23 protein-coding genes and 1 pseudogene are annotated in these 26,120 nt (G+C 52.0%); 11 read left to right on the top strand and 13 right to left on the bottom strand.

Going from position 1 to position 26,120, the window contains the following annotated elements:
* Positions 1–5: 5 nt before the first annotated feature.
* Positions 6–1,373 (bottom strand): sensor histidine kinase, encoded by a 1,368-nt coding sequence (locus RW092_RS02745; protein ID WP_316009447.1) that lies wholly within the window; start codon positions 1,371–1,373, stop codon positions 6–8.
* Positions 1,370–1,879, bottom strand: a pseudogene (locus RW092_RS02740) (winged helix-turn-helix domain-containing protein); the annotation flags it as partial. The gene RW092_RS02745 and the pseudogene RW092_RS02740, both read right to left, overlap by 4 nt.
* Between RW092_RS02740 and RW092_RS02735 the strand changes: the two are divergent.
* Positions 1,827–3,113, top strand: coding sequence for a multicopper oxidase family protein (locus RW092_RS02735; protein ID WP_316009446.1), 1,287 nt, complete (start codon positions 1,827–1,829; stop codon positions 3,111–3,113). The pseudogene RW092_RS02740 and the gene RW092_RS02735 sit on opposite strands and share 53 nt — an antisense overlap.
* Before the next feature lie 40 nt (positions 3,114–3,153).
* Positions 3,154–3,360 (top strand): DUF5957 family protein, encoded by a 207-nt coding sequence (locus RW092_RS02730; RefSeq protein ID WP_016312513.1) that lies wholly within the window; start codon positions 3,154–3,156, stop codon positions 3,358–3,360.
* Here the strand turns inward: RW092_RS02730 and RW092_RS02725 are convergent.
* Positions 3,357–4,253, bottom strand: coding sequence for a LysR family transcriptional regulator (locus RW092_RS02725; protein WP_085279051.1), 897 nt, complete (start codon positions 4,251–4,253; stop codon positions 3,357–3,359). The genes RW092_RS02730 and RW092_RS02725 overlap by 4 nt on opposite strands.
* Before the next feature lie 84 nt (positions 4,254–4,337).
* Entirely contained in the window at positions 4,338–4,475 is a 138-nt protein-coding gene (locus RW092_RS02720; RefSeq protein WP_316009445.1) for a hypothetical protein, read from the bottom strand.
* Between RW092_RS02720 and RW092_RS02715 the strand changes: the two genes are divergently transcribed.
* Positions 4,474–5,802, top strand: a complete 1,329-nt coding sequence (locus RW092_RS02715) for an MFS transporter (RefSeq protein WP_316009444.1) — start codon at positions 4,474–4,476, stop codon at positions 5,800–5,802. The two genes, RW092_RS02720 and RW092_RS02715, sit on opposite strands and share 2 nt — an antisense overlap.
* Positions 5,803–5,923: 121 nt before the next feature.
* Positions 5,924–8,116, top strand: coding sequence for an alpha-galactosidase (locus RW092_RS02710; RefSeq protein ID WP_316009443.1), 2,193 nt, complete (start codon positions 5,924–5,926; stop codon positions 8,114–8,116).
* Between the two features lie 61 nt (positions 8,117–8,177).
* Here RW092_RS02710 and RW092_RS02705 read toward each other — a convergent pair whose 3' ends face one another.
* From RW092_RS02705 to RW092_RS02695, 3 genes are all read right to left on the bottom strand, one after another.
* Positions 8,178–8,624 (bottom strand): carboxymuconolactone decarboxylase family protein, encoded by a 447-nt coding sequence (locus RW092_RS02705; RefSeq protein WP_316009442.1) that lies wholly within the window; start codon positions 8,622–8,624, stop codon positions 8,178–8,180.
* A 57-nt stretch (positions 8,625–8,681) separates the two neighbouring features.
* Positions 8,682–9,581: a sigma-70 family RNA polymerase sigma factor gene (locus RW092_RS02700; protein WP_316009441.1), complete on the bottom strand. Its 900-nt coding sequence runs from the start codon at positions 9,579–9,581 to the stop codon at positions 8,682–8,684.
* A 106-nt stretch (positions 9,582–9,687) separates the two neighbouring features.
* Positions 9,688–10,938: a methyl-accepting chemotaxis protein gene (locus tag RW092_RS02695; protein ID WP_316009440.1), complete on the bottom strand. Its 1,251-nt coding sequence runs from the start codon at positions 10,936–10,938 to the stop codon at positions 9,688–9,690.
* A 248-nt stretch (positions 10,939–11,186) separates the two neighbouring features.
* Here RW092_RS02695 and RW092_RS02690 point away from each other — a divergent pair, with 248 nt between their 5' ends.
* Together RW092_RS02690 and RW092_RS02685 are read left to right on the top strand one after the other, a co-directional pair.
* Positions 11,187–11,639, top strand: a complete 453-nt coding sequence (locus RW092_RS02690; RefSeq protein ID WP_016312506.1) for a MarR family winged helix-turn-helix transcriptional regulator — start codon at positions 11,187–11,189, stop codon at positions 11,637–11,639.
* Complete coding sequence (locus RW092_RS02685) at positions 11,629–13,149, top strand: DHA2 family efflux MFS transporter permease subunit (RefSeq protein ID WP_016312505.1); 1,521 nt, start codon at positions 11,629–11,631, stop codon at positions 13,147–13,149. The genes RW092_RS02690 and RW092_RS02685 overlap by 11 nt, the downstream gene beginning before the upstream one ends.
* 63 nt (positions 13,150–13,212) lie before the next feature.
* Here the strand turns inward: RW092_RS02685 and RW092_RS02680 are convergent, their stop codons facing one another.
* From RW092_RS02680 to RW092_RS02665, 4 genes are all read right to left on the bottom strand, one after another.
* Positions 13,213–15,654, bottom strand: coding sequence for a glycoside hydrolase family 94 protein (locus tag RW092_RS02680; protein ID WP_085169055.1), 2,442 nt, complete (start codon positions 15,652–15,654; stop codon positions 13,213–13,215).
* A gap of 102 nt (positions 15,655–15,756) precedes the next feature.
* Positions 15,757–16,809: a LacI family DNA-binding transcriptional regulator gene (locus RW092_RS02675; protein ID WP_016312503.1), complete on the bottom strand. Its 1,053-nt coding sequence runs from the start codon at positions 16,807–16,809 to the stop codon at positions 15,757–15,759.
* Between the two features lie 100 nt (positions 16,810–16,909).
* Entirely contained in the window at positions 16,910–17,827 is a 918-nt protein-coding gene (locus RW092_RS02670) for a type 2 periplasmic-binding domain-containing protein (RefSeq protein WP_016312502.1), read from the bottom strand.
* A gap of 172 nt (positions 17,828–17,999) precedes the next feature.
* Positions 18,000–18,719 (bottom strand): C40 family peptidase, encoded by a 720-nt coding sequence (locus RW092_RS02665; protein ID WP_316009439.1) that lies wholly within the window; start codon positions 18,717–18,719, stop codon positions 18,000–18,002.
* Between the two features lie 272 nt (positions 18,720–18,991).
* On the opposite strand from RW092_RS02665, the gene RW092_RS02660 reads away from it, so the two are divergent.
* Both RW092_RS02660 and RW092_RS02655 read left to right on the top strand, forming a co-directional pair.
* On the top strand, positions 18,992–20,254 hold the full coding sequence (locus tag RW092_RS02660; protein ID WP_016312500.1) for an MFS transporter: 1,263 nt from the start codon (positions 18,992–18,994) through the stop codon (positions 20,252–20,254).
* A 122-nt stretch (positions 20,255–20,376) separates the two neighbouring features.
* Positions 20,377–21,369, top strand: coding sequence for an aldose 1-epimerase (locus tag RW092_RS02655; RefSeq protein ID WP_316009438.1), 993 nt, complete (start codon positions 20,377–20,379; stop codon positions 21,367–21,369).
* Positions 21,370–21,463: 94 nt separating this feature from the next.
* On the opposite strand, the gene RW092_RS02650 is transcribed toward RW092_RS02655, so the two are convergent.
* Positions 21,464–21,820 (bottom strand): LytTR family transcriptional regulator DNA-binding domain-containing protein, encoded by a 357-nt coding sequence (locus RW092_RS02650; RefSeq protein WP_028537808.1) that lies wholly within the window; start codon positions 21,818–21,820, stop codon positions 21,464–21,466.
* Between the two features lie 179 nt (positions 21,821–21,999).
* On the opposite strand from RW092_RS02650, the gene RW092_RS02645 reads away from it, so the two are divergent.
* Positions 22,000–23,094: a lactonase family protein gene (locus RW092_RS02645; RefSeq protein WP_316009437.1), complete on the top strand. Its 1,095-nt coding sequence runs from the start codon at positions 22,000–22,002 to the stop codon at positions 23,092–23,094.
* Positions 23,095–23,182: 88 nt separating this feature from the next.
* Positions 23,183–24,259 (top strand): AI-2E family transporter, encoded by a 1,077-nt coding sequence (locus RW092_RS02640; protein ID WP_316009436.1) that lies wholly within the window; start codon positions 23,183–23,185, stop codon positions 24,257–24,259.
* 87 nt (positions 24,260–24,346) lie between these two features.
* Here the strand turns inward: RW092_RS02640 and RW092_RS02635 are convergent, their stop codons facing one another.
* Complete coding sequence (locus RW092_RS02635; RefSeq protein ID WP_316009435.1) at positions 24,347–24,889, bottom strand: hypothetical protein; 543 nt, start codon at positions 24,887–24,889, stop codon at positions 24,347–24,349.
* A gap of 141 nt (positions 24,890–25,030) precedes the next feature.
* Between RW092_RS02635 and RW092_RS02630 the strand changes: the two genes are divergently transcribed.
* Entirely contained in the window at positions 25,031–26,059 is a 1,029-nt protein-coding gene (locus RW092_RS02630) for an FUSC family protein (RefSeq protein WP_316009434.1), read from the top strand.
* The last annotated feature ends 61 nt before the right edge of the window (positions 26,060–26,120 follow it).

Genomic DNA, 26,120 nt, shown 5'->3' with positions numbered 1-26,120 from the left:
ATGCCTTACTGCGCAATTGGCAATGTGACGATAAAAGCCGTCCCTTCACCGGGGCGGCTTTCCGCTTCCAGGGTGCCTTGGTGGTTGGTGACGAACTCCTTGGCAATGGCTAACCCCAGCCCCATCCCTCCGGCATGACGGGACCGCGCCTCATCCGTACGATAGAAGCGGTTAAACAAATAAGGCAGATGCTCAGGCGCAATGCCTGGACCGTTGTCCTGAACCCGGATTTGGAGCATCCGGACTGGAGCGTGTGAATCCTTCAGAATGTTTTCCACTTCCCGCATCGATAGTTGGACTTGTCCGCCTTCCGGGGTATACCGGATCGCATTATGCACCAGGTTCAGGAATACCTGCATTATCCGCTCTCTGTTAGCGTAGGCCGCCGCACAAGGCACTAACTCCTCGAAGGAAACAGCGATGTTCTTGGCTTCGGCTTCCCAGCTGACTCGCTCCACAACGTCCCGCAGCAGGTTGCCCATATCCGTTGGTCGAAGATCCAATGGCAGCTTGCCAGCTTCTGCTAGCGACAGCTGATGCAGATCGCCGACGAGCCGGGTGAGACGAATCAACTCGTCCTGAATCGGCAGCAAGTTCTCCGGGCGAATCTCACCGCCGCCTTGCTGCAGGAGATCGAGCTTGCCGCGCACGATTGTGAGCGGTGTACGCAACTCGTGGGCGACGTCGGCAACGAGATTGCGGCGCACCTCCTCTGCCCTTGCCAGCTGCACGGACATGTCGTTGATCGCTTGGGCCACCTTGCCATATTCGTCCTTGGAGCTGACCGGGGCTTGAATCCCAAATTCTCCGCGGCCCAGCCGGTCGATAATGGGCACCAGCCGCCGCAGGGGAGAAGTGAGCCAGCGGGAGACGAAATAAGCCATGCCCAGTGAAAGCAGGATAAATATCACCGCCCCGGCTCCAACCAAAAACAGGACCGAGATCGGTGTCCCGATTCGGAGCTTGGACAAATTGGCTACATCCAAGTCATAGTAATAAACCCAACCAATAACTTGGTCATGGCGGGTGAGTTTACGATGAATGCCTAAACGCGTTAAGAGTCGCTCATCGATAGGGCTGCTGATCGCCAGCATTTGACCGTCGACATCCATCAGGCCGATGCTTGGCTCTAACCTGCCCTCAGGGGCGAGGCGTGCCAAATCCCCAGGAGTTAGTGCCGCCCAAGAGCTTCCATGGTGCTCATAATAGGCTTCGAGTTCCTCCTCCAGTTGATCCAGCTCCCCTGTCCTCGAGGTTTGCAGCATCACTTCTAACGAGTCCCGAATCGTGAAATAGATGAAGAACATAAACATCAGGCTAACCCCAAAAATAAATGCGACAATGACGAGAAACAGCTTGCGGGAAACCGTCATGACTGCGGTGCTTCAAACCGGTAACCAAACCCGTAAACCGTCTTGATGTATACGGGATGGGCCGGATCATCCTCAATTTTTTTGCGGATGCGGCTGATGTGAGCGTCGGCGGTTCGCTCGTCGTTGGCGAAGTCATCTTCCAGGGCAGCCAGCAGCTGAAGTCGGCTGTAGACGATCCCCGGTTTGGCGGCGAGCGTCAGCAGCAGCTTGAATTCCGTGGGGGTCAAAGCAATTTCCTCATTCCGCTTCCATACGCGGCACTGCGCTTCCGAAATCGTTAGTTCTCCTCGCTGCAGCAACGTCTCGGCGCTCGAATTCCCCTCAATTCGACGCAGTACCGAACGGATGCGGGCCGCCAGTTCCCGCAATGAAAACGGCTTGGTCATGTAGTCGTCAGCACCTACCTCCAGCCCGATTATTTTATCAGTTTCCTCGACGCGTGCGGTCACCATTATGACTCCAACCGATCCTGACTTTCGCAGCTCCCGGCAGGAGGCCCAACCTGCCGCAGGAGAGCAGGTGAGAGGCTTTGCGTTAACAGCAGCGAAGACGAACATGACCTTGGACAATGGAAAACAGACAGAGGCCTGGACGTTCAACGGAACGACGCCGGGGCAGGAGCTACGGGTTCAGGAAGGGGAACGTGTCAGAGTCACTTTGACCAACCAGGATATCGACAAAGGGGTGACAATTCATTGGCACGGGGTGATTCTGCCTTGCTCCCAAGACGGGGTTGCGGGAGTCACGCAGGACGCGGTATGGCCCGGCGAGCAATTTACTTATGAATTTATCGCGCGTTATCCTGGGACCTACTGGTATCATTCCCATCAGCAAAGCTCGGAGCAGGCAGGCAAAGGGCTGATCGGCCGACTGATCGTTGAGCCCAAACAGCAGGCGTTTAAATACGATCGTGATTATGCGGTCACCTTGCAGCTGCTGAACGAGAAGTGGAAGCTGACCAATGGACATAACGAGGGGGTGCAGCTTGATGCAGCACCAGGAGAAACGGTTCGATTGCGGCTGATTAACGCATATAGTGAAGTCCAATGGATCGGGGTAGCCGGGGCCGAGTTTCAGGTCATCTCGATGGATGGGCAAGACCTGAATGGCCCAGGGATGCTCCGGGAGCAATGGATTCCGATCGGTGGGGGCCAGCGGTATGATGTGCTGTTTACGATGCCGGCAAGCGGGCAGGTCAAGGTATACAGCAAAGAACACAAAGCTTGGAACATTCGGCTGGGGAGCGGGCCGACGCCGGAAGCACTGAGCAAAGATGCGCCGGATTTTGACTTTACGAATTATGGTACTCCGCTGGATGACGGGATTAGTTCGGAGATGAAGTTCGACCGGGTCTATGATCTGAAGCTCGGGATTCTTGATATTAACGGCAAAAAATTTCACGAGATCCCCCCGATCCTGGTGAAGGAAGGGGAGTGGATCAAAATCCGGTTTAAGCATACATTTGGCGGTCCGCACCCGATGCATTTGCACGGCCACGTCTTTAAGATTTTGACCAAGAACGGCAAACCGCTGACCGGCAGTCCCATTTATGCGGACAGCGTTCTCCTGTTCAGCGGGGAGGAATACGAAGTCGCTTTCCAAGCAGATAATCCAGGCTTGTGGATGGAACATTGTCACAATCTGGGCCATGCAGCTAACGGGATGACAATGATGGTGAATTATGAAGGCTTGACGACGCCGTATCGCGTGGGAACGAAATCCGGGAATCTTCCGGACTAATGAAATCAAATCTTCGACAGAATTTAGGAGGAACTTTACGATGAAAAAAACACTTTGGTTTGTTGTTGCCTTGATCGGTGGTTTAATAGGCGGGTTGGTACTCAGTGAAATCATTGCGATCAGTGCGGTTACCTTGCTTCGCGGGGATCTCTCCTGGCTCAGAGGCATCAAGTACTTACCGCTGGTGACTGCGGCGTTGGCCGGCTTCTATGTACTGAAGCGGCCGCCGCGCGGCAGTCATCGCTAAGTCGCAAGAGGCAAAGCCTCGCTGAAATATTCGTTGAGGAACTGACGGAAGCGCCGTGCTGCTTCAGACAAGTAACGCCGTTCCAGCCAAGCAACGGAGTAAATGCGCCGGCAATCCGGGCTTTCGATGCGCAGCATCGGGTAGCCAGGGCGTTCATCCTTCCAACAGGCTGGCATGAACGCAACGCCTAATCCCGCTTTAACGAGGCTGCCCAGCGCGCTGGGTTCATCGACCTCGCACACGATGCGCGGACGGAAGCCTGCAGCATGGCAGAACGATTCGTTGATTTTACGAAACGGATGCCCCGTCTTATATTCAATAAAAGATTCATCCGCCACATCTTCGAGGCGGATGCTTTCGTGTTCCGCCAGCCGGTGACCGGGGGGGAGCGCTAAGAACACTTCGGCATTTAGCACCGGTTGCTCGCACACCCCCGGATAATCCAGGGAGGAAGCGGTGAAGCAGAGATCGACCTCCCCGCTTTCAAGCAGTTGGATCATCTCTTCATCGGATGCGGGAGACGTCTGGAGAATCCGGAAATTAACCTCCGGATAAACCTCGCGAAAGGCTCCCAGCGCCCCTGTAATACGCCCTAGCGCATTGGTCGCAAAATGGATGCTGCCGCGCTCCATCCCCGCCAGATCTGCCACCTCTCGGCGCCCTTCCTCCAAAACATCCAGCGCAGTCTCCACTTTTTTCAGAAAAGCTTTACCAAAAGCGTTGAGCCGAATTTGACGGTTCTGTCGATCAAACAGCGGCACCCCCAGATCCTCCTCAAGCCTGGAGATCGTCTTACTGAGCGCCGGCTGGGCGATATGCAGCTCTTGGGCGGCTCGGGTCATATGCTCCAAACGAGCAACAGTACGAAAATATTCCAATTGCAACAGCTCCATCTCGACATCAACTCCTTCTGGTTTACTTTAATCGATAACCTCAAGTGTATGAATATATAATTTAATATATATTTTTCATTATTATTATTCAATCATACAATAAGTGGTGAGGAGATCGATAGGAAGGGAGATTGCAATGAAAAATGCTGTTTCTACCGGCATATCTGCTGCGAGTGAAAAACTGATCCGCATCTTGGCGTTTACAATGACTTTATCATCCATGGGCGCCACGCTTTTTAATATTGTACTTCCGGATATAAAAGAGGAATTTGGCTTGTCCGTGGCTCAGGTCAGCTGGGTAACCACAATTTATGGGCTGATTTATGCCATCGGCTCGGTGATCTATGGGAAATTGGCCGATGCTTTTCCATTGAAAAAACTGCTGACCTTTGGATTTATCCTGTTCTGCCTTGGCTCATTAATCGGACTATCGGCGCAGGCATATTGGATGGTCTTGCTAGGCCGCACGCTGCAATCCGCTGGAGCCTCTGTCGTACCAGCTGCAGCGATGATTATACCGGTGCGGTATTTCCCTGCGGAACGCCGCGGATACGCGCTCGGAATTACCGCTACAGGACTTGCCATCGGCGGCGTGCTTGGGCCTGTTGTATCTGCACTGCTAGTGAGTGTAGTTGATTGGCGATGGTTGTTCTGCGTGCCGATGCTGATGCTGGTGACGTTGCCGTTTTACCGGAAATACCTCAGCGATGAACCGCTTCAATCCGTCCAAGTCGACTGGCTTGGGGGAGGCTTGCTTGCCGGTACGGTTACATTGTTATTGCTTGCGGTGACCTATGGAGGATGGGAGCTGTATGTCGGCAGCTTCATCGGGTTTCTGCTGTTTGTATGGCGCATTGTGCGTGCCCGGCAACCGTTTGTGAACCCGCGGCTCTTTCGGAATGTAAGCTATTCGTTTGGTCTCATGTTGTCAGCGATGGTTATGGGGATTGGGTATGCGCTGCCGTTCCTTACGCCGCAGCTGTTGGCTGAAGTCAACCGGCTTCCTGCCGGTTGGATCGGATTTGCGATGGTGCCGGGGGCTGCTGTTTCGGCCATCCTTGGACGGAAGGGAGGCAAGCTGGCAGATGCCAAGGGCAATGCCTTTGTGTTTTATCTGGCGTCGTCGTTGCTCATTAGTTGCTTCTTGCTTTACTCCGGGGTGTCCGGGGCAGCGGCGGGTTGGGTTGCCGCGATTCTCATTCTTGGGAATGTGGGGCATATGTTCATGCAGTTAGCGTTGTCCAACACGATATCCCGCACCTTGCCCAAAGAGCTGACGGGGGTTGGCATGGGGATGTTGTCGATGCTGAGCTTCCTGTCCGGCACGGTGGCCATCAGCCTTTACGGCAAAGCTGTAGATTTCGGAGCGACGTCACATTGGAATCCCCTAAATCCATTTGAGGGTTCCGCCGTGTATTCCAATGTCGCCTTGGTATTGGCTTTGCTGCATATCGGCATCCTGCTGTCCTACCGTTATTATGCTCGGCAATTTGGAAGTGCGACGAAGTCTTTGCTGAGCGACAGAACGAGTTTGGCGAAGCCAGAATAAATCACAAATATCCATATAGAAGATCACTTTATTCTCGTTACTCCTCCTGGGGTTGATAGTAGAATGGAAGAAGATGAACGCCATTCCAATTCAGATAAGAAACCTACCAGGAGGATCGAGAATGCCTATCTTTTTCGATGAAGCGCAAGGTCTCTTCCATTTGCAATCCCGCAATACAAGTTACATCATTCAATTGGTTCACGGGTATCCTGCCCACGCTTATTTTGGGGCGAAGCTGCGCCATGGCAGCAACCTCGATCAGCTGCTGACCTTCCAGGAACGCGCCTCATTTAGTCCGAACCCGATCCCTGAGGATAAGTCCATTTCACTGGATTCTCTTCCGCAGGAATATCCGCAGTACGGCACAAGCGATTTCCGGAGTCCGGCTTATCAGGTGCGGCTGGCGAACGGTACGCGGGCCACGGAGTTGACGTATCGCTCCCACCGGATTGTTCCGGGAAAACCGGCGCTGGAGGGGCTGCCTGCCGTGTATGTCGAGCAAGACCATGAGGCGGAAACGCTCGAGTTGGAGTTGGAAGACCGTGTTTCTGGACTCGTCGTTGTGCTGAGCTACACCGTGTTTGCCGAGTTTGACGCCATCGCCCGTTCCGCTCGGCTGACGAACGGAAGCAGCGAGCCGCTTCAACTGGAGCGGGCGCTCAGCGCCTCGGTAGATTTCCCGGATGCAGCTTACGACGCATTATATTTATCCGGCGCTTGGGCGCGCGAACGCCATGTCCAACGCAGACGGCTCGCTCCTGGTGTGACCGGAATCAGCAGCCGCCGCGGTTCGAGCTCCCACCAGCAGAACCCGTTCCTGGCGCTGTTGCGGCCGGATGCGACAGAGCAGCAGGGTGAGGTCTATGGCTTCAGCTTGGTTTACAGCGGCAGCTTTACCGCTGAGGCCGAGGTGGAGCAGTTTGGGACAACCCGGGTTCAGATTGGGATCAATCCTTTCGACTTCACGTGGAGGCTGGAGCCGGGCGAAAGCTTCCAAACCCCGGAGGCCGTGCTGGTATATTCTGCCGAAGGGCTGGGAGGCATGTCCCGCACCTATCACCGGTTGTACCGGACTCGACTCTGCCGCGGGCAGTTCCGTGACCAAGAACGGCCAATTCTCGTTAACAACTGGGAAGCGACGTATTTCGATTTCAACGCGGACAAAATTGAGGCGATTGCCAAGGCGGGCAGCGAACTGGGCATCGAGCTGTTTGTGCTTGACGACGGCTGGTTTGGTCGGCGAGACCGGGATAATAGCTCGTTAGGCGACTGGTTCGAGGACCGCCGCAAGCTGCCTGATGGACTAGCGGATCTGGCTCGCCGCGTGAAGGACACCGGGCTGCAGTTTGGCCTCTGGTTCGAGCCGGAGATGGTCTCCCCGGACAGCGACCTGTACCGGGCGCATCCTGACTGGTGTCTGCATGTTCCGGATCGGCGGCGTACGGAAGCTCGCGACCAGCTGATTCTGGATATGTCGCGCAGCGATGTGCGCCAGTATCTGTATGAGCGCTTAAGCACCATTTTTTCGACGGTACCGATTACGTATGTGAAGTGGGATATGAACCGGAACATGACGGAGATTGGTTCAGCAGTCAGCCCGGCGGAGCGGCAAGGGGAGGTTGCCCACCGTTATATGCTGGGGCTGTACGAGCTCCTCGAGCGTCTGACTAGCGAGTTCCCGCATATATTGTTCGAAAGCTGCTCCGGCGGCGGCGGCCGATTTGATCCTGGCATGCTGTACTACATGCCGCAGACTTGGACGAGTGATGACACCGATGCGGCGGAGCGCTTGAAAATTCAATACGGCACCAGCATCGTATATCCGGTGTCGACGATGGGCGCACACGTCTCGGCGGTGCCAAACCATCAAGTTGAGCGGACAACGCCGCTGACGTTCCGAGGGGATGTAGCCATGTCCGGTAATTTTGGTTATGAGCTAGATCTCACTCGGTTTACGGAAGAAGAGAAGGAGACGGCGAAACGTCAGATCGCCATTTACAAAGAAATCCGCGGATTGGTGCAGCAAGGGGATCTGTATCGTCTGCAAAGCCCGTTCGAAGGCAATGAGACGGCGTGGATGTTCGTCAGCCCGGATCAGAACGAGGCGTTGCTGTTCTATTTCCGCGTCCTGGCAGAACCTAACGGACCGCTGCGCAGCGTCAAGTTGCAAGGACTTGACCCGGCCAAGGATTACGAAGTGGCCGGAAGCAGCGAAGTGTATGGCGGCGACCGGTTGATGAACGCCGGCTTGTCCATGGCTTCGGTGCGCGGCGATTTCAGCAGCAAGATGATTCACCTGAAAGCAAAGCAATAAATAACGCAAAGACCTGAGGGAGGTTATCTCCTTCAGGTCTTTTTTTGCCGATTGTTCTCACCTAGTCACGGCAACCGGGGAACATTCCCGTGGAAATAGCGATGCGGTTCCAGCAGTTGATGACGTTAATCGCCAAGATCAAATCCATCGTTTCCTTCTCGCTAAAAAAGCTGCGAACCCGGTCATACACTTCCTGCGGTACGCCATTGTCGGCGATCCGGGTTACGGCTTCCGTAAGCTCAAGTACCGCACGCTCTTGGTCGGTATAGCATGGGGATTCCCTCCACACGCTGACCAAGGCAATGCGTTGCTCGCTTTCGCCCAGCTCGCGCATTTTCGTGGTGTGCATATCAAGGCAGAACGCGCAACCGTTGATTTGAGACGCGCGGATTTTGATCAGCTCATATAAGACATGATCGAGGCCGCTCTCTGTAACTTGCCGTTCCATTTGGCTCATCGCCTGGTACACACTGGGGTTGGCTTGATAATGATCCATTCTGACTTTCATCCCTAATCCCTCCATTGGAAAATGATTTGCTTACATAAGTAAGACAAGGGAAGGGAGTTATTTGTGACTGGGTGGAGGAGCTCCAATTAATTTATCAGGATTGCTGACCAAGTAGAACCGCCGGATTCGTCCCTGCGCATCCCCTTCAAACATGATGATGTGCACGACCTTTCCATCACGGTAATGAACCAACCCTGTTTCCCCGTTGATCCGTGTCGGTACCCAGTCGCCTTGCAGAGTGCCTTTGGCTTGAATACCTTGCCAAAAGGCAATAACCCGTGCTCTGGAGAGAATCGGATTGATCGCTGCCCGAACTTTGCCGCCTCCATCAGAAATCAGCACCGCATCCTCACGGATCAATTCCAGCAGCGGGCCGAAGTCCCCGGTTTTTGCCGCTTTCAAAAACTCGCGGGACCAAGTCTCCGCCATCTGATCGTTAGCGGGGGCTGCGGCCATCGCGGGCTCCGATTTGACCTTTTGCCGAGCCCGACTCAGTAGTTTGCGGCAGGCGACGACGCTTTTTCCCAAGAGGTCAGCGATTTCCTCGTATTCTATGGCGAACGATTCTCTTAGCACGAAGACGGTCCTCTCCTCGGGAGTCAGGCGCTCCAGCAACACCATAAACGCATAAGAGACCTGTTCTTCCCGCAGCACACGGTCAAGTTGCGTCTCCAGCCCCGGATCGAAGACCGGCTCGGGTAACCAGGGCCCGGTATACGTCTCCCGAGACAGCCGTGGCGATTTCAGCGCATTGAGACTGCGATTCACGACCGCGCGCATTAAATAAGATTTGGGTTGGCGAATGTCGTCCAGTTGCTCGTTCTGCTGGAGCTCGGCCAACACGTCTTGCACCAGATCCTCCGCTTCCGACCAGGAGCCGATCAGCCGGTAGGAGAGGGCGGTCATCGCATGTCGGTACTCCTGATAAAGCTGGGTCAAATTGGTGGTTGTGGGCATGTGCAACCAGCCCTCCTTTCTCATTTCACTCTCCTTATCTTATCGAAAAAGTAAAAAATAACCCAGCCCCTTAGCAAACAAGGGACTGGGCGATAGGGTAGATCGATTAAAACTTGAAGATATGTATCGTCTTCTGCAACTGGAACACGGCATTCTTCATCGCTTCGGCCTCTTCGGCCATCGCGCGAATCGAAGTAATTTGCTCGTTCATCGATGCCGAGACCTGTTCCGTGCCCGCCGCCAATTCCTCGGTAATCGCGGAAATGTTCTGAATCGCAGAGGAAATGTTCTGTGCGCTTTCCAGCATCTCTTCGCTCTCTCTGGCGAAGGAGGCGATTTCTTCGCTAATATATTGCACGCTCTGTACAATTTCTTGGAAGATTTGCTCTGCTTCTTGGATCATTTCGCTTTGTTGCCGAACCACTTCTTCATTAATTTTAATGTTCTGTCCGGCTTGTTTTACGTCTTGTTCGATGCTGCGAACCAGGTTAAATACCTCTTTGGTTGAGGCGGTGGATTCTTCCGCCAGCTTGCGAACCTCGTGGGCAACGACGGCAAACCCTGCTCCGTGCTCGCCCGCCCGCGCTGCTTCAATTGAAGCGTTCAGCGACAGCAGGTTCGTTTGTTCGGCAATCTCAGAGATCGTTGCTGTAATTTTGGTAATGCCCTGCGCGTTCTTCGCCAAAGCCTCAATGGACTCAGCTACTTTCTCGGTCGCTTCGATGTTCTTCCGCATCCCGCTTGCTTGACGCGAGACGGACTCACGTCCACGCTCCACCAGATGAATCATTTCTTCGGAACGCTGATTCATCTCACGGGAGGCTTCGGTGTAATTGCTGACCTTCTGCTCAATCTCGCCAATCGCGTCTTTCATGCCGCTGACATCTTCGGAGATGGCGTTGGCACCCAGAGCCAGCTCGTTGGAGGAGTGGGTGACTTGGGTCATGACTTCAATCAGTTCCTGGTTGCGATCGGAAATCCTCCGGCTGGAGTCCATTACCTTGCGGGTAATATCTGAAGTCTCCTGGAGGATCTTGCGCAGCTTGTCCACCATACTGTTGAAGGAACGGCTGAGATCGTCCATGCCCCCGGATTCCGAAATTCGACTGGTAAAATCACCTTTGGCGATTTTGGCCGAAGCGCTGGTAATATCGTCGAATGAATCCGTAAGCGCTTTCTGAAGGTAACGCGAAAGTGGGAAAGTAAGCGCTGCCAACACGACGATCAGTAAGATACCGATGATGATATGTCCCAGCAGGATGAAGGCGAGCAGCGATGGTACGGCAAAGAGCGCGGCCACAAGATAACATGCGGCGGAGATCTTTCCTGATAAGGGAAGTCGGTTGAACCATGTCATGGGATTCTTATCCTCCTTAAGTAATAGGTGAATTCTACCATGATTATATCATCCAATACGTCAGGGGTATAGAATGAAATCTTCCGAGAAAAGCTATCCGAAGGTTGAAAATGATCTGATTTTGTCTAACGCTGACATTGAAATCTCCATATTGACAATAAACTTGATGCTTTGTTAAATATAGTAATGGATTATTTCGCATACGAAATATTAAGGAGTATAACTAATAGTTAAAGGATGAGCACCGTTTGGATCAGAAGCAACGCATGCATGAGATCGTGGAGTCCTTTCGCGAAGTGAAGAAAGCCTTTTACCAATTGCTATCCAAACAAGCTGAGCCTTTCGGCATCACCGGTATCCAGTTCATGGCTTTGAAACGAATTCATCAACATCCGCATATCGGGGTGACGGAGCTTGCTGAACAGATGCGATTGGGAAACAGCACGGTCAGCGGCGTGATTGATCGTCTGGTCAAAGCGGGGCTTGTAGAGCGCGGACGGGTGGACCATGACCGGAGAAACGTATTTTTGCAAATCACGGATAAGGGAATGGAGGTTTATCGGAAGACGGACCTCGAATATACCCGGGCGTTTTCGACGGTTCTGGAGGCAGCGGGGGAAGACATCGACCAGATGCTGCAGACCCACCGGAAAATTATCGCATCCTTAGAGAAAGTGAGAGAGGAAACCTATGAACAGTAATACTGCTGCTGTACCGGCTGTAAATTTCAAAAGATGGCCGATTGTCATGGCGTTATTAATCGGGGCATTTGTGTCCCTCTTGAACCAAACCTTGATGAACGTTGCTTTGCCGAAAATGATGGACGACTTAGGGGTTGGCCCGACGACCATCCAATGGTTAACGACAGGATTTATGCTGGTGAACGGCGTATTGATTCCGATCAGCGCCTTTTTGATGGAACGATTTACGACACGGATGCTGTTTATTTCCGCGATGGTCTTGTTCTCCGCAGGGACGTTCATTTGCGCAATCGGTTCTAGCTTTGAAATGGTTCTAATCGGGAGATTGGTGCAGGCAGCCGGCGCGGGTGTGCTGATGCCGCTGATGACTGTCGTATTCTTAACGATCTTCCCGATTGAGAAGCGCGGTCAAGCGATGGGGATGATGGGGATCGCCATGATCTTCGCTCCTGCGGTTGGGCCAACGCTCTCTGGTTGGATCATTGAGCATCATCCATGGAACGTATTATTCTGGATTATTTTCCCGTTTGCGATTTTATCGATTCTTCTTGGTGTGTTCTTTATGAAAAACGTAACCCAGGTGGGTCGTCCGAATCTGGACGTACTGTCGATTGTCTTATCAACGCTCGGCTTTGGCGGCATCCTGTATGGGTTTAGCGAAGCAGGCAGCACCAGCTGGGGCGAGACGGATGTCGTCGTCAGTCTAATTGTCGGCGTGATCGCCTTGGGCTTATTCCTGTGGCGTCAATTGAAATCCGATAAGCCGTTGCTGGAGTTCCGCGTCTTCCGCTACGATATGTTTACGCTGACGACGATCATCAATGTGGTGATCACCATGGCGCTGTATGCAGCGATGATCTTGGTGCCGATTTACCTGCAGAACATTCGCGGCTTCTCCCCTGTGGAATCCGGACTGCTGTTAATGCCGGGAGCGATCTTGATGGGGATTATGTCGCCGATTACCGGGATGATCTTTGACCGGATAGGCGCCCGCTGGCTGGCGGTCATCGGCTTGGCGATCACCACCGTAACAACCTGGGAATTCAGCAACTTGACCGTCGATACGACGTACACTCATCTCATCTTGATGTACACCGCCCGGATGTTTGGGATGTCCATGCTGATGATGCCGATTCAGACGGCGGGTCTCAACCAACTCCCAGCGCGGCTGAATGCCCATGGCACCGCGATGTCTAATACGCTGCGGACCATCTCCGGCGCGCTCGGAACCGCACTGCTCGTAACGATTATGTCCTCGCGTACCAAGGATAAGGTGGCTGAGATGATTCTCGCAGCTGGAATTAATCCGAAAGACCCGGCTAATGCGCAACAAGTCGCATTGATCACCCGGGATGCGACTATCAACGGGATTGATTTTGCCTTTGTCGTGGCGACAGGAATTACGCTGGTGGCTCTCATCTTATCGTTCTTTATCCGCAAAGTGCAGGTCAATAAAGAAGGTCAGGGTACTGGGAAAGAGGAAAACGGCATGAAGCCCGCTAAAGCTTAACTCAATAAAGAGAAAAGGTACAACCGCTCGATTAGAGCAGTTGTACCTTTTTTATTTTTGTACTTAGCCAAGTACTACTTCGACTTGATGGACGCCGCCATCGCCAGCCGGCGGAATGATGTTGCCTTGAATTGGCTGGCCATCCACCGTAATGCTGGCCACTCCTTTTTCCACATGATTCGGATTGCTTACGCGGATGACGTACGTGTCTCCACGGAAAACGCGGGTGATTTCGAATCCGTCCCATGCCGATGGAATGCAAGGATCCACTTTCAGTCCCTTGAAGTCCGCTTGCACGCCAAGAATGGCTTGCGTGATCGCTACGTAGTTCCAGGCTGCCGTCCCGGTGAGCCAGGAGTTCTTCGCTTCGCCGTGACGTACTGCGTCTTTACCGGCAATCATCTGCGAGTATACATACGGCTCCATCCGGTGGATTTCGCTGATGTCCTCAAGGTAGGCCGGGGCGATTTTTTTGTAGACTTCAAACGCCCGATCACCGTGGCCCAATACGGTTTCCGCAATCATAATCCACGGGTTATTATGGCAGAAGATCCCGGCGTTCTCTTTGTATCCTGGCGGGTAACTGGAGATTTCGCCCAGGTTCAGATAATACTTCGAGTACGGTGGCTGCTGCAGCACGATCCCGTATTTCGTATCAAGGCGCTCCTCAACCGAAGCAAGCGCTTTGGCGGCCAGGCCTTCTTCAACGCCAATACCTGCCATGACGCACATGCCTTGCGGCTCAATGAAGATTTGGCCTTCAGCGTTTTCTTTGCTGCCGACCTTCTCGCCGTAATGATCGTAAGCGCGCAGGAACCAGTCGCCGTCAAAGCCGTGTTCCAACGTCGTTTTACGCATTTTCTCCGTCCAATCCAGCGCTTCCTTCGCTTCGGATTCCAGCCCGCGGATCCGGCAGATTTCAGCGAAGTCTGGGCCTACGAAGACGAACAAGCCGGCGATAAATACGGACTCTGCTACGCGGCCTTCGATGTTCGCGGTCGTTTGGAACGACTCACCCGGCTCCTTGGAGAAGCAGTTCAGGTTGAGGCAATCGTTCCAGTCTGCGCGGCCGATGAGCGGCAAGCCATGCGGTCCCAGGTTGTGTACGACATGGTAGAAGGAACGTTTCAAATGCTCGAACAGCGTTGCGGTATTGTCTGGATTGTTATCGAACGGTACCTGTTCATCCAGGATACTGATGTCGCCAGTCTCCTTGATGTAAGCCGCCGTCCCCAGCACGAGCCACAATGGGTCATCGTTGAAGCCGCTGCCGATTTCGTTATTTCCTTTCTTGGTCAGCGGTTGATATTGGTGGTACGCGCTGCCGTCCTCAAATTGCGTAGCAGCGATGTCGAGAATCCGCTCGCGAGCCCGTTCCGGGATTTGATGCACAAAGCCAAGCAAGTCCTGGTTGGAATCGCGGAAGCCCATCCCGCGGCCGATCCCGGATTCGAAATAGGAAGCCGAACGGGACATATTAAACGTCACCATACATTGATACGGATTCCAAATGTTGACCATGCGGTTCAGTTTGTCGTCGCTGCTTTGGATTTGATACTTGGACAACAAGCCGTCCCAGTACGCAGCAAGATCAGCCAAAGCGCGGTCAACGTCGGCGTCTGTTGCGAATTTCTCGATCATCTCGAGCGCTGGTTTTTTGTTGATGACGCCAGGGGATTCCCATTTCTCTTCTTCCGGCACTTCGACGTAACCGAGAATAAAGATCAGGCTTTGCGTTTCGCCTGGAGCAAGCTTCAGCGTCACTTCATGCGAGCCGATCGGGGACCAGCCGCTGGCGATGGAGTTGGAAGCTCTGCCGGCAACAACAACCTGCGGTTCGTGCAAGCCATTATACAGTCCTACAAACGATTCGCGGTCCGTATCAAAGCCGTCGATGTCGCGGTTCACAGAATAGAAGGCATAGTGATTCCGGCGCTCACGGTATTCCGTTTTATGGTAGATGACGGAATCCAGCACTTCGACTTCGCCGGTGCTCAGGTTGCGTTGGAAGTTAGTCATGTCGTCCTGAGCGTTCCACAGGCAGAACTCGGCAAAAGAGAAGAGAGAGACCTTCTTCGTCTCGGTACTCGTATTTTTCACCGTTAAACGATGTACTTCACCGTTGTAACCCAGCGGAATAAACGCCAATTGCGTGACCGAAATGCCGCCGCGTTCTCCGGTGATCGACGTATAGCCCAAACCGTGTCGGCATTCGTAGAAATCCAGCTCGCGTTTGACCGGCATCCAGCCCGGTGTCCAGAAATCGCCGTTGTCATGGTCGCGGAGATAGTAGTAACGTCCACCGGTATCCAGCGGAATGTTGTTGTAGCGATAGCGGGTCAAACGACGCAGGCGGGCATCGCGATAGAACGTGTAACCGCCGGCCGTATTGGAGATCAGACCGAAAAATTGCTCATTTCCAAGGTAGTTAATCCACGGGTAAGGGGTTTGCGGCGTATGAATCACATACTCTTTACGCTGATCGTCAAATGCTCCAAATTTCATGAACAGGAACTCTCCCTTCGTTTGTGAACGCGCGTTTATTATCATGAGAAAAGGTTCCTCCGGCGATCCCTTGAAGATCGGGGAGGAGGGTAGGGTGTTTGGTTATTTCGCCGGGGGTTGACAGGAATCCCGGATCACCAGACGAGTTGGAAAGCTGACGGTGCTGAAGGTGGGCTGCTCTGCTTCGCATAGCTCGATCACTTTCAAAACGGCAGCCTTGGCCATCTCATCGATGGGCAGCCGAATGGTCGTCAGCTTCGGCGTTACCCGGGAAGCGATTTCGACATCGTCAAAGCCGATGATCGACACATGCTCCGGAACGCTGATCCCTTTTTCCGCAAACGCTTCCATTGCTGCGATGGCCATATCGTCGTTAGCGCAGAATATGGCGGTTGGCCAATTTCCTTGCTCGATCAGCCGATGAGTCTCGCGGTAGGCGCTATCCTTCAGAAATTCGCCTTCAAGGATATACGCTTCATTCAGCGGCAATCCGTGCTTCTTAAGCGTGTGCTCATAAGCTAAGTATCGCTCACGACCCGAGTAAGTATTCATGCTGCCTTTCAAAATGCCGATGTCACGATGCCCGAGCTCGATCAAATATTCAATCGCTTGGACCGTACCTTCGTAATCATTGGAGTTGATGACTGCCAGATGATTTTTGTTCAGGCGTTCGGTCATAATTTCTGCAATGTCATAATCGACGAGCACTAACGGCGCTTCCTGATCCACCATTTCCCGAACCAGCTCGATGTCCTTCTGCGTACCGACTAGAATTCCGCCATCAATCCGCTTCTGCAGGAACGCTTGCTTCACCTTTTGGAAGTCGCCCGGCGAATAAACGGTATGAATCAGTACATAAAATCCGCGGGCATTGGCCGTGTCGACGACCATGTCGACGATTGGGGCAAAATAGCTGTTCTGATAGATGCGGCTAGTATCTTCTTTCTCTGTCATGCTGATGGCGAACAGGCCGATCGTATCCGTCCGTTTGCCGGCGAGCGCCCGGGCAAAGCTGTTCGGTTCATAATGGTGCTGCTCAATGACGCGGAGCACCTTAGCCCTCGTTGCTTCCGGAACGTTCGGATAGTTGTTGATCACCCGTGAGACGGTGCTGCGGGACACCCCGGCCAGTTTGGCGATGTCTTCACTGCGCATAAAGGTTTGTCCCCACTTTCGTAAACGCGCGTTTATAGGGTTATTGTATAGCATCCCCTGCAATTAATCAATTATGAAAAATGCACGAAAAAAAAGGCGGCTATTCCGCCGCCTTCGGGACATTTTCCAAGTAAGTCTTGATCATTGTGATCGCTTTGTCTTTGTTCTTCGCGTCAACGCGGAGCGAAATAATTAAGTCTGTATAACCTAACGGCAGATCCTTGACGAGACGGCTGTTGGTAACTTTAATGCCGTACACATGCTCCGTATTGTCTTCATCGGACACATCCTTGACAAGGGAGTCCTCCGTCAGAAAATCCTTTAGTTCTCCATTAACCAAATCGTCAAGGCTGAGAAAGGCGCCGCCATTTGATAACCACTCAAAGGTAGGTTCATCGGTAATATAAATATCCGGACTTGTAGAAGCGATCACGGCCATCGCCTTTTGCTGATAAGCGATATCTGCAGTCGTCAGGGCTTCTCCTTGCATGGGTAAGTACAGCATTTCAATTTCCACCCTTTGGAATCCGGGGATTTGTGCTGTCATCGCTTGCTCTAGAGCGTCGACACCGCCGTTCTGGTCATCGGTCATATAATTGCCCGCCATGATGATCGACAGATCGATCGGAGGCAGGGCGGCCAGCCGTCTTTGTTCCTCGAGATGATTAAGATAAGCGTTAGTCCCCCAAATAATTGCTGCGATAGCGATGATTCCAATAATCACATAATTGCGATAAAGCCGGAAAAAATCGTCAACCTTCTCAGCGGTCCCTGCAAACTTGCCCCACTTCTCATAACGCCTGCGGGTTAACTCCGCGAGCTTGCGCTGTTCCTCCGTCTCCACGATCTGCTTGTAAGCCTGGATCTTACGCTCAATTTCCTCGGCTTCGCCGGGATCGAGGTTACGTGAACGGGATCTGCGCAGCAAAATGTCGAATTCTCTCTCCAGTTCTTCGCGGGAAGCGTTTTCGGGCAGTCCAAGCACCTCATAAGCCTGTTTCAGATTGTCGTTGTCCATCGTCTTTCTCCTCTAAATCCATCAGGTTTTAATGTATAAATTATTATATGGAAAGTGATGCCTACTTTCATTATACTTTGTATTTGTATCGAAGGGAAATCGCTGATTGGCAGGAAAAAAGCCGGGTGAACCTTACGGTTTCCCGACCTTAGCTTTAGGCTCTGGGGCAGAATTAACGAACCCGGCGCATGGAAAGAATCACCGTGCTCCAGTACCCGCTGTCCAGCGGGCTGATTTGAACTCCGGGTTCCCCCCAGGTATGAATAAACTTGCCGTCGCCGATATAAATACCGACATGGCCTGGAATTTTGTCGGATTGAAATCGACCGGGGACTGTGAAGAAGATCAAATCTCCCACTTGCAGTTGATCCCGCGTCACCGGTACGCCTTCTTTGGCTTGATCTCGAGCCAGCCGCGGCAAATCTTGGCCAAACTTCTTAAAGACATGACGAGTGAAAGACGAACAATCGAACGCTTTGGACTGTTCGTAAGGTGCGGCGCCAAATTCATAAGGTACGCCCAAAAATTGCTTGGCATAAGCGACCATTTCATCCTGTTGATCGGCGACGCTTAGAACTCCGTATCGGCTCGTTCCTGTCTGCGGCGGCATGTTGCTGCCCGCCGGGGTGATGCGGTCAAAGCTAAGCTTCCCTGTGCGGGTATCCATCTTTGCTTTCGTTTGAAGCAAGGCGGATACGGCATCCATCGTCATATAGAGCTGGCCGTTCTCACGCACCGGCGCTTGGGGCAGTGCGATCGGCTGTCCGAAGGAGATCGCATGCCTTTGGCTGGGCTGAACGGTAAACATCACATCGCTATAACCGAGATTCGCGCTGTCCCTGTTCTCCTGCAGTCGCAAGCCAAGGCTCTGAGCCACCAGATTTAACGGCACCCAAGTTGTACCGTTGGATTCGGTGATCGCTTCTGTTTTTACGGGGGATTGCCGGACGGAGGGACGGAATTTGTTCGGACTCGATCCTGCTGGCCGCAGGAAGTGATCATGGTCAGCGGCAGAGTCAGACTAACAAGGAGCATCCCAAACCTCAAGGGTATCCGCATACGTTCATTAGCACTCCATTCCTTCAGATTAACGAATCACTTGAAGTATGTAAAAAAAGAGACAGAACTATTCGGAGAGAGAAACCAAAGGAGTATCCAACAAACATGAAGAGCAGTATCATGCAAAAATCGTTGGTATCGCGAAAGCCGTCCCGCCAGCGCCGCAACTTGGCGATCGCGACCTGGGAGGGTGTTCCCTCCACGATCTTCCAAACGTTGCTTGGCGGTCAGTTTCTGACGGGATTCCTGCTGTACCTTGGGGCGAATTCAGCCCAAATTGGCTTTGTTTTAGCGATCACGACGTTCGTGAATATTGCTCAGATCGCTGTCGCTTATCTCATCCAGCGTTTAACCAGCCGCAAATGGGCTCTGGTGCTGTTCGTTGGTCTGCATCGTATTCTGTGGGGGGCAACGGGCCTTGTTCCGTTTGTTTTACCGCATCAGTATTGGGTAACCGGATTCATTGCTCTATATATCGCGGCGTTTATTTTTAATACGGTTGGAGCGATGTTGTGGAACTCGCTAATAAGCGATATCGTGCCAGCGCGCGTACGGGGAAGATATTTTGGCATCCGTAATACGTTTCTGAATGCGCTGAACACGTTGGTGATGTTTTTGGGCGGGATGGTGCTGGACCATTATCCGGAGGCGCAAGGGTTCTTCTACTTGTATATCGTGATTTGGATTTGTGCGATCGCCAACATTATTGTGTTTATGTTCTATCCCGATGCTGCTTTCGAGCGTTCCGCGGAAAGCAAGTTCATGCCGATGCTGCGCAAACCGCTCCAGGACGGAGCCTTTATGAAGGCTACGTTGTTTCTGGCCGGCTTCCTGCTGCTGCAAAACCTGGTCGTGCCGCTGTACTCGTATGTGATGCTGGAGCTGCTGAACATTAATTATCAGACCATTTCACTCTTAAATGTGACGCAGACGATCTTTATGATGGCAAGCTTTTACGTATGGGGAAATCTGAATGCGCGATACAGCAATCGTCGCTTGCTGTTCTGGACGCTGCCGATTATTGCACTGGCGATTTTGTGCTGGGGCGGACTGTCTATACTGCCTGTGTTGCCCGTGCTCTTCCTGGCTCATATGATCTTTGGGGTTGGTGTCGGCGGCTTTAACCAACTGGCCTTTAACTTTATGATTGGCGACACACCCAAATCGGAGCGTCCGATGTATATGGCGATGTATTCGGCGATCACGGGGGTAGCTTCATTCTTTGGTCCACTGATTGGCGGGCAGGTGCTGGAATGGATTGAATCGTGGCCGCTGTGGACGCAAATTTTTGGCATGCAACTGATCGTTGGAGCGTCCATGATCGTTTTGGCTGCAAGCTTCGGGCGCAAAATTTTGCGCGATGCATGATGTATGGCAGATGGAGGCAGAATGATCTGCAGCCTATGGTGTGATGGACAGGGGTGACTTTTGAAGGCGCTTTAAGGTATATTACAAGATGAGCGCTAAGCAATGAAGGGAGATTATCATCCATGGCACAAAGAACGGCTTATGAAGGAACATATCAAGGAGAAAAGGCAGTTTGGCTCAAATCCGGGCGTTATGAGGCAGTATTGTTGCCGGAAATCGGCGGCAATTTGATCGCTTTCCGCGATGTCGAAAGCGGTTACCGTTTCTTGCGGGAGCCGGGCGAGCAGGAGATGGACGCATTCAAGAGCAATCCCGGCGTCCACGGGATCCCGGTGCTGTTCCCGCCCAACCGGTATGAAGACGGACAATTCCCTTGGAAAGGTGAAGTTCTTCAATTCCCGGTGAACGAGGCTGCAACCCACAACCATTTGCACGGATTTCTACATACGACGGCTTGGGAGGTTGAGGACTTCGGACAGACACCGGTGGAGAGCTATGTTTCCGTTAAAGTCTCAGTTGACGAGAACCACGAGGTGTATCGGTTCCTTCCTTTTAAATTTACAATTCGACTCAGATATTCGTTGAGCGATGATGGCTTGGCTCAGCAAGTGTTCATTCGCAATGAAGGCGACAAAGAGATGCCATGCTTACTGGCCTTCCATACTGCCGTGAATGCACCGTTTGCACCAGAAAGTACGGCGAAGGATTACAAGGTTAAACTGACGATCGGGCAGCGTTGGCAAATGAGCGAGCGGATGCTCCCGACCGGATCCTTCCAACCGCTGACGGCTGAAGAGGAGCAGATGAAAGGGGAGGGCGTCTATCCGTTCTTCGCTTCGATGGATAACCATTATACGGCGGTGCCGCAAAACGGCAGAAATCGGATGGAGCTGACTGATACGAAGCTGGGCAAGACGCTTGTGTATGATGTGGGGACCTCCTACAAGCAATGGATGATTTGGAATAACGGGGCGACGGAAGGCTTCTTCTGTCCAGAGCCGCAGATCAATCTGGTGAATGCACCGAAGTCGAATTTACCGGCTGAGGAGATCGGTCTGTTTAGCTTGCTTCCCGGTGAGATTTGGGAAGAACGCGCCCGTCTCTACGTGAAATAATCAGGAATAACGGAAAAAGCAGCCGACCCGGCCGTCTTCCGACGGTGCGAGTCAGGCTGCTTTTTTGCCGTTGGCTGGGCAGGTCAGCGGAGGGTTAGTTCACTCCAGCAGTGACTTTGCCACGTTGAGACGGGATAAGCCGTTTCAATTGCTCCAGATTACGTCTGGGGACCGAGATCGTCTTAATCCCATGCCGTTCATCCCGGAACCAAACAACGTTATCGCGAATTTCCGAGACTTGGGTCAGGTTCACATAGCAGTTCGTGCTGATGCGGAAAAAGCGAGGGTCTGAGATCAACTTCGAGGTCTGTTCGGCGGATAATCTCTGTTTAATACTGTAATTCCGTCCATGGAAGCAAACCAGTCCGTGAGCTCCGATCTTGAAGAAATACGTCTCGTAAGGATTAAAATCCTCATAAACGCCTCTTTCTTCGAGTCCGACGTTCATCATTCCAAATCCCCCTTTAGAAGATGCTTTCGGAAGCGCTTACAGTATATCATATTTTAACTGTTTTGGGTAGCTGGCCTCATTTGGAGTTTCAATATTTCATTTTATCCCGGGTGAGACACTGGACTTTTTAGATGAATTACGGAAAAATATAGGGGACATCATTTAAACATGCTTCATCGATGAAGGAGGAATTTTACTTGTCAGTCTCACAACAACGATTGCTGATTTTTGTGGGATCGTATGCTGAAGCGAGCGATCCCGGAGTTTACACATATGAAATGAATTTGGATACAGGGGAGCTCCGTTTGCTGGATCAAGTGTCGGGATTAAAGAACCCTACATTTCTAGGCATCCGGCAAGATTCCCGGAAGGTGTACGCCATTTCCGAAACGACGCTGGAAGGGGAGCGGATCGGGGAGATTGTTGCATTTGATGTGGATTCAGGCGGCAAGCTTTCTGAATTAAACCGGGGAGTAACGATTCGCCCTTCTTCCTCGCACATTCAACTGGACCGCAGCGGCAAATTTGCCGCCGTATCGGGGTATCACGGCGGGAACGTAGGCCTTGTTGCGCTTCAGGCAGACGGAACAGCAGGCAAGTTGGTTGACGAGCGTCAGCATGAAGGTCACGGGGCTGATCCGGTGCGCCAAGATCGTCCGCATCCCCATTCCGTTACGTTCAGCCCGGATAACCGTTACGCGCTGGTCGCCGACTTGGGGTTGGATCGTATTTTCGTATACTCGTTTGAACCGGAGTCCGGAAAGTTGGTATATCAGAGTGAAGCGTCTACGCCGCCAGGAGCAGGTCCGCGACATCTTGCTTTCCATCCGAACGGGCAGTGGCTCTATTCCATCAATGAGGTGAACTCCTCGCTCTCTCTGTTCACTTATCACGCAGCAACGGGTGAATTGGCCTTGCAGGACACCGTCCCAACGCTTCCGCCTGATTACACGGGAGAGAACACCACCGCAGAGGTCGCCATTTCGGCAAATGGCCGTTACCTATACGGATCCAATCGCGGTCATGACAGCATCGTACAATATGCGATCGATCCTGAGAGTGGACGGCTCACTTTGGTTGAACATGTCTCTAGTGAAGGTGGTCATCCACGTCATTTTGCGCTGACTCCTGACGGTAAATATCTGATAGCGGCGAACCGGGATAACAACTTGTTGGCAGTCTTTACAGTGGATTCCGAGAGCGGTCGCTTAATGTTTACGGGCCAGACCGCATCCGTATCCAAACCGGTTTGCGTTAAGCCGGTATGGTTCTAACTATTTTATTTGCAAAGTCTTAATGGCTCGCTTAAGATTAACGCAGGGGAATATCCTCCAGTAACTGTGAAGGGGCCGTTTGTGACTCATGACGTTTTTTAAGGAACTGTTTCAAATGGCGGGATTCCGCAGGGTGCTTGCCCTGCTGTTTGTCGTCCTCGTCTTGTATTTCGCCCGCAGTATGCTGAATATGCTGCTCATTACGTTTATTTTGACGTATTTAATCAATCGGCTGCACAACTTCATCAGCCGGAACGTAGCTAAGGTGATTCGCATCAATCGAACCATCACCGTGCTGTTTATTTACGTCTTGCTCATTTCCTTGCTTGGTTCGGCCGTCTACTATTATATGCCGGTGCTGCTTACCGAGCTGACCGACTTGGTCAACCAGGTGATCTCGTTCTATTCGAATCCACCGATGTTACCGGATAACCCGATCTTGAATTACATCGTGGAATATTTGAAGGATATCGATCTGTCGGCATATATTAACAACGGGTTTACCTTCTTGCTCAGCACGTTAACCGATATCGGCGAATGGAGCTTAAATCTGTTCATCGCGATCGTGCTCAGCTTGTTCTTCCTGCTGGAGAAAGAGAAGGTGACGAACTTTACCGTCCAGTTTCGAGAAAGCAAAATCGGGGGATTGTTCAAGGAACTGGAGTACTTCGGACGTAAATTCGTTCAGTCCTTCGGTAAAGTGATTGAAGTTCAATTTCTGATTGCAACGGTAAATGCAGTGTTATCGACGATTTTCCTATGGATTCTAGGGTTTCCGAATTTGATCGCTCTGGCGATAATGATCTTCTTGCTCGGGCTCGTTCCGGTCATGGGGGTTATCATTTCGCTGATTCCATTGTGTGCGATTGCTTTTAAAATTGGCGGATTGATTAAAATCGTTTATGTCCTGATCATGATTGCACTGGTTCATGCCGTTGAAACCTACTTCCTAAACCCGAAATTTATGTCCAACAAAACGCACTTGCCGATCTTTTTCACCTTCCTCATTCTGCTGGTCTCTGAGCATTTCCTAGGGGTCTGGGGACTGATCGTGGGTGTACCGATCTTCATCTTCCTGCTGGACATCGTTGAGGTTCCCGTAGGGGTGGTTCCGCATCAAACAACGGAAGCTGCAGTGGATACAGGGGCGTCGGAAGAGAAATAATTCATTCGATAAATGCAAAACCGCTGAACGTGCCTTTTTGGCCGCCGAGCGGTTTTTTCACGGTTGTCTTATCCGTGGTGTCCGTCATCAATGATACATATGGGTCCAGTTGACCTTGTTATTTTGGTAATCTGTTGCTGGCTGTCCCGGGATCCGGTCCTTCCAGTTGCGGTTGATGATTTTCTTCAGCTTGTTCGGAAGCTTGGACTTCATTTTGTCCGCTTTTTCCTGATCGATTTTGCCTTCAGCCAGCGCTTTGTCGATATTTTTGTTCGCCGATTCGGTCAGCTTCTTCAGATACTCCTCTTCGCTCCAGCTTTTTTCGGCTTGCACAACCTGAAGCAATGTTTTGCCTTGCTTCAGTTGGTCGACCAGAGCCTTGGGATCCATTCCCAGCATTTCGGCGGTATCTTTGACGATGTGCCCGCCGCGGAAATGGCCGTGGGGATGATGCTTAAGCGGCTTGCTTTCCGTCTGAGACGGATTTGGGCTCACCTGCGGTGTTTGATCCGCCGGAGCGCCGGCTTCCGCATACGCGGTTCCTGCCGAAGCAGCCGAACTGGCAGCCAGCAGGAGTGCAAGGGTCAATTTGCCAGCTATCGGTTTCAAGTTCTCCATAAACATGGACATTTTTCACCTCTTCGTATAGAATTATTTGGTCCTTGCCTTTATCAGTTTTGACCAAAAACAGGCAGGATATCTGAGTTGAACCTTAATATTAGTTAAAATTTTGCTTAAAATAATTGGAATGTGCTGGGGGACGTAGGGGGAATGGAAGTGACATTTGGCGCGAGAATGCTAAAGACGGGGGTTGCGGTAACACTGGCTTTATATGCCGGTACCTTACTCGGCTTATCTTCGCCGGTAATTGCGGCAATCGCTGCGATTTTTGCCATGCAACCAACCATTTATCGTTCCTGGCGTTACTTGATCGATCAACTGCAGACGAATACGTTGGGGGCTGTGTTAGCGATGCTGGGCGGCATGGTCTTCTCGAATGAACCCATCGCCGTAGGTTTGGTTTGCATTATAGTGATCATGATCTGTCTGCAGCTGAAAATGGGGGATACGATCGGTATTACACTGGTTACGGTCGTGTCCGTAATGGAAGCGTCGGGCCAGTGGGAATTTGCGTTAAACCGTTTTTTGCTTAGCTTAATTGGTATTTTTTCAGCGTTTATCATTAACATCGTCTTGTTCCCGCCTAAGCCGAAGGTACAGTTCGAGCAACAGGTTCGGCAGACGTTTGATCAACTGTCGTTGCTGCTAAGAACGGCGATCTCCGATGAGATTAAAGAAGCAGTATTCCGGTCTGATAAGCGTAAACTTGAGGATACGATCACTCAATTAGCGGATAAGTATAAGCTGATGGAAGAAGATCAGAAGAAAATCAAAGCACCGAAATTTAGCGATCATCGTCAGCTGGTCGTGTATAAGCAAATGCTGCGCACGCTTCGTCAAGGAGTTGAGGTGCTGAATGCGGTGGAGCAGCATTATTTCCAGGCCGCCCGTACGCCGGAATTAAATCAGGAATTCGACGAGCATTTGGAGAAGCTTACGAAGTTCCACGAACATGTTATGCTGAAGTTTGATGACAAGCTGAAGCCAAGCTATAGCGAATCGATGCAATTTGAAACGGAAAACGACGAATTTCTGCGGCGGATGCTGGATCAATATGCGACTGAGCGAACCGGTGTGTTGCGTTTATCTATCGTATCAGCTGAAATGTACGAATACGGTCACCAATTGGAGCGGCTTAACCGGTTGGCAGATCACTCCACTGCAGCGACCGACGAGTAGCGGAGAAATCATAACCACCCGTCCAACGGGTGGTTTGCTCTTGGGGTATAACCCCTTGTTG

It is taken from the genome of Paenibacillus sp. 3LSP, assembly GCF_032465655.1.
Taxonomy (GTDB): Bacteria; Bacillota; Bacilli; order Paenibacillales; family Paenibacillaceae; genus Fontibacillus; species Fontibacillus barengoltzii.
This window is presented reverse-complemented; position numbering and strand designations above follow the sequence as displayed.

Coding starts and splice junctions, on each gene's coding strand:
- RW092_RS02730 (WP_016312513.1), top strand. CDS start 3,154: ATGAAAAAAACACTTTGGTTTGTTGTTGCCTTGATCGGTGGTTTAATA.
- RW092_RS02645 (WP_316009437.1), top strand. CDS start 22,000: ATGAAGGAGGAATTTTACTTGTCAGTCTCACAACAACGATTGCTGATT.
- RW092_RS02650 (WP_028537808.1), bottom strand. CDS start 21,820: ATGATGAACGTCGGACTCGAAGAAAGAGGCGTTTATGAGGATTTTAAT.
- RW092_RS02655 (WP_316009438.1), top strand. CDS start 20,377: ATGGCACAAAGAACGGCTTATGAAGGAACATATCAAGGAGAAAAGGCA.
- RW092_RS02735 (WP_316009446.1), top strand. CDS start 1,827: ATGACTCCAACCGATCCTGACTTTCGCAGCTCCCGGCAGGAGGCCCAA.
- RW092_RS02745 (WP_316009447.1), bottom strand. CDS start 1,373: ATGACGGTTTCCCGCAAGCTGTTTCTCGTCATTGTCGCATTTATTTTT.
- RW092_RS02680 (WP_085169055.1), bottom strand. CDS start 15,654: ATGAAATTTGGAGCATTTGACGATCAGCGTAAAGAGTATGTGATTCAT.
- RW092_RS02695 (WP_316009440.1), bottom strand. CDS start 10,938: ATGACATGGTTCAACCGACTTCCCTTATCAGGAAAGATCTCCGCCGCA.
- RW092_RS02630 (WP_316009434.1), top strand. CDS start 25,031: ATGGAAGTGACATTTGGCGCGAGAATGCTAAAGACGGGGGTTGCGGTA.
- RW092_RS02700 (WP_316009441.1), bottom strand. CDS start 9,581: ATGCCCACAACCACCAATTTGACCCAGCTTTATCAGGAGTACCGACAT.
- RW092_RS02640 (WP_316009436.1), top strand. CDS start 23,183: ATGACGTTTTTTAAGGAACTGTTTCAAATGGCGGGATTCCGCAGGGTG.
- RW092_RS02685 (WP_016312505.1), top strand. CDS start 11,629: ATGAACAGTAATACTGCTGCTGTACCGGCTGTAAATTTCAAAAGATGG.
- RW092_RS02670 (WP_016312502.1), bottom strand. CDS start 17,827: ATGGACAACGACAATCTGAAACAGGCTTATGAGGTGCTTGGACTGCCC.
- RW092_RS02725 (WP_085279051.1), bottom strand. CDS start 4,253: ATGGAGCTGTTGCAATTGGAATATTTTCGTACTGTTGCTCGTTTGGAG.
- RW092_RS02715 (WP_316009444.1), top strand. CDS start 4,474: ATGGGCGCCACGCTTTTTAATATTGTACTTCCGGATATAAAAGAGGAA.
- RW092_RS02660 (WP_016312500.1), top strand. CDS start 18,992: ATGAAGAGCAGTATCATGCAAAAATCGTTGGTATCGCGAAAGCCGTCC.
- RW092_RS02720 (WP_316009445.1), bottom strand. CDS start 4,475: ATGGATGATAAAGTCATTGTAAACGCCAAGATGCGGATCAGTTTTTCA.
- RW092_RS02675 (WP_016312503.1), bottom strand. CDS start 16,809: ATGCGCAGTGAAGACATCGCCAAACTGGCCGGGGTGTCCCGCAGCACC.
- RW092_RS02635 (WP_316009435.1), bottom strand. CDS start 24,889: ATGTCCATGTTTATGGAGAACTTGAAACCGATAGCTGGCAAATTGACC.
- RW092_RS02710 (WP_316009443.1), top strand. CDS start 5,924: ATGCCTATCTTTTTCGATGAAGCGCAAGGTCTCTTCCATTTGCAATCC.
- RW092_RS02705 (WP_316009442.1), bottom strand. CDS start 8,624: ATGAAAGTCAGAATGGATCATTATCAAGCCAACCCCAGTGTGTACCAG.